Consider the following 2,615-nt stretch of genomic DNA (forward strand, 5'->3'; position numbering starts at 1 on the left):
GGATTGCGGTCGTTCGATGGCCTTGGGGAGGAAATTCGCCGGCTTGTCCCTCAGGCGGATTGCCAACCGAAATTGCGAAGAGCAGTTCGGGGCGACCCTCTTCTCCCCAAGGGGAGAAGGTGCTGCGAAGCGCGCCGGATGGGGCGATCGCCAAGGCAATGCCGTCCTGGCTTACTTGTCCGGGGTCTTCCAACGATCCGCGGCTTCGTCGTCGGCTTCCTTGGCCTCGACCCAGCCGCCTTCGGAGCCGTCGGCACGGTGCTCCTTCTTCCAGAAGGGCGCGCGCGACTTCAGGTAATCCATCAGGAAATTCGCCGCCTCGAAGGCCGCCTGGCGATGCGCGGAGGCCGCGACCACCAGCACGATGTTTTCGCCCGGCGCGATTTTTCCATGGCGGTGGACGACAGTGAGCCCCTGCAGCGGCCAACGCCCGATGGCCTCAGTGGCGATGCGGCCGATCTCGGCCTCGGCCATGCCGGGATAGTGCTCGAGCTCGAGGGCGGCGAGCGCGCCTTGCTCGTCACGGCAGAGGCCGGAGAAGGTGACCACGGCGCCGATGTCGGCACGGCCTTCGGTCAGCGCGGCAATCTCGGCGGCGACGTCGAAATCCTCCCGCTGGACGCGGATGGCCGGCACGACCGTGCTCGCCATCTCAGCCCCCGGTCATCGGCGGAAACAGCGCGATCTCGCGCGCGCCCGCGATTTTCTCGCGGTGGCCGACATGTTCCTGGTTGATGGCGACGCGGATGACGTCCGGATATTGCAGCGCGTTTTCGTATTCCTCGCCGCGCGACTTCAGCCAGCGCAACAGGTCGGCGACGGTCTCGACGCCGGCGGGCAGCTCGACATGCTCTTCCGGCTTGCCGATCCGCTCGCGCACCCAGGCGAAATAGATGAGCTTGGTCGACATCTCACTCGTCCATGATGTGTTTCAGGCCGGCCCGGAAATAGTCGTAGCCGGTGTAGAGGGTGACAAGTGCCGCGATCCACAACAACACCAGGCCGATTTGGGTGGTCAGCGGGAAGATCTTGTCGCCGGCCGGGCCGACGAGCAGGAAGGCGATGGCGACCATCTGGATGGTCGTCTTCCATTTGGCGAGTTGGGTCACCGGAACCGAGACCTTCAGCGCGGCCAAATATTCGCGCAGGCCCGAGACAAGAATCTCGCGGCACAGGATGATGATCGCCGCCCATAGCGACCAACCGGCAATGCCGGCATGGCGGTCGGTGTCGGCGGCGAGCAAGAGCAGGCAGGTGGCGACCAGGAGCTTGTCGGCGATCGGGTCCAGCATCTTGCCGATGTTGGAGGTCTGCTGCCAGGCGCGCGCGAAATAGCCGTCGAAATAGTCGGTGACGGAGGCGAGCAGGAAGATGGCCAGCGCCGACCAGCGGGCAAAGTCGGAGGACTTCAGATGGCCTTCGAGAAAAAAGCACAGCACCACCAGCGGCACCGCGATGATGCGGGCGTAGGTGAGGATGTTCGGCAGGTTGAAAGCGCGCTGGGCCATATCTGATCGGGATCTCTCTCCGCCTGCCTACTCAAATCAGAAGCCAATGTGGGGGGTCAACAGGCGAGATTCGATTGGTCAACCCAAAATAGGCGCAAGAATGGTCAGCTGTCATGAAAATGGTTGTAGACCAGCTTCGCCACGTGCTCGGAAATGCCGTCGACCTTGATCAGGTCCTCGACCGCGGCGCGGCTGACCGCCTTGGCGGTGCCGAAATGGTGAAGCAGCGCCCGCTTGCGGCCGGGGCCGATGCCGGCGATCTCGTCGAGCGGACTCTTGACCATCTCCTTCTTGCGGCGGGCACGGTGCGAGCCGATGGCGAAGCGATGCACCTCGTCGCGCAGGCGCTGGACGAAATAGAGCACCGGGTCGCGCACCGGCAGCGTGAAAGAGTCCCTGCCCTTGACGAAGAAGCGCTCGCGCCCGGCGTCGCGGTCCTGGCCCTTGGCGATGCCGATGGCGACGACCCGGTCCTCGATGCCGAGATCGGAGAGGATCTTGCGCACCGCGGTCATCTGGCCCTGGCCGCCGTCAATCAGGATGACGTCCGGCCATGCCGGGAAGCTGCCGTTTCCCTCGACAAGATCGTCTGCCGCATCGTCCTCGGCTTCCGCGCCCGCTCCGATTGAAGGCTGGACGTCGCCATGCTCCCTGAGGAGCCGCGAGAAGCGGCGCTCCATCACCTCGCGCATCATGCCGAAATCGTCTCCGGGCGTGATCTCGGTCGAGCGGATGTTGAACTTTCGGTACTGGTTCTTCACAAAACCTTCCGGCCCGGCGACGACCATGGCGCCGACCGCATTGGTGCCCATGATGTGCGAGTTGTCGTAGACCTCGATGCGCACTGGCGGCCTTGCGAGGCCGAAGGTCTCGGCAAAGCCTTGCAATAGCCGCGCCTGCGTCGACGTTTCCGCCAGCCTGCGGCCGAGCGCCTCACGCGCGTTCTGCAGCGCGTGATCTGTGAGATCCTTCTTCTCGCCGCGCTGCGGCACCGAGATCGCTATCCTGCGCCCGGCGCGGGTTGACAGCGCCTCGGCGAGCAGCTCCTGCTCCTGCACCGGCTGGGAAAGAAGCAGCGTACGCGCCGGCAGCTTGTCGTCATAGAAC

General features: G+C 64.7%; 4 protein-coding genes. All 4 read right to left on the reverse strand.

Annotated features, from left to right (window positions below; genetic code table 11):
- Positions 1-171 precede the first annotated feature (171 nt).
- On the reverse strand, positions 172-651 hold the full coding sequence (locus tag EOA60_RS28060) for a molybdenum cofactor biosynthesis protein MoaE (RefSeq protein WP_095823619.1): 480 nt from the start codon (positions 649-651) through the stop codon (positions 172-174).
- A gap of 1 nt (position 652) precedes the next feature.
- A complete protein-coding gene (gene moaD / locus EOA60_RS28065; RefSeq protein WP_067330385.1) occupies positions 653-910 on the reverse strand; it encodes a molybdopterin converting factor subunit 1 in 258 nt (85 codons plus the stop codon).
- Between the two features lies 1 nt (position 911).
- Positions 912-1,508 carry a CDP-diacylglycerol--glycerol-3-phosphate 3-phosphatidyltransferase gene (pgsA, locus tag EOA60_RS28070; RefSeq protein ID WP_066995790.1) on the reverse strand — a complete coding sequence of 199 codons (597 nt, stop codon included), beginning with the start codon at positions 1,506-1,508 and terminating at the stop codon, positions 912-914.
- Positions 1,509-1,612: 104 nt separating this feature from the next.
- The coding region (locus EOA60_RS28075) for an excinuclease ABC subunit UvrC (RefSeq protein WP_164899590.1) at positions 1,613-2,615 on the reverse strand (1,003 nt) is incomplete at its 5' end.

The organism is Mesorhizobium sp. M1A.F.Ca.IN.020.06.1.1, assembly GCF_004023265.1.
GTDB lineage: Bacteria > Pseudomonadota > Alphaproteobacteria > Rhizobiales > Rhizobiaceae > Mesorhizobium.

Bases quoted from the DNA above. Each gene is read 5' to 3' on its own strand.
- EOA60_RS28060 (WP_095823619.1), bottom strand. From the start codon at position 651: ATGGCGAGCACGGTCGTGCCGGCCATCCGCGTCCAGCGGGAGGATTTC.
- moaD (WP_067330385.1), bottom strand. From the start codon at position 910: ATGTCGACCAAGCTCATCTATTTCGCCTGGGTGCGCGAGCGGATCGGC.
- pgsA (WP_066995790.1), bottom strand. From the start codon at position 1,508: ATGGCCCAGCGCGCTTTCAACCTGCCGAACATCCTCACCTACGCCCGC.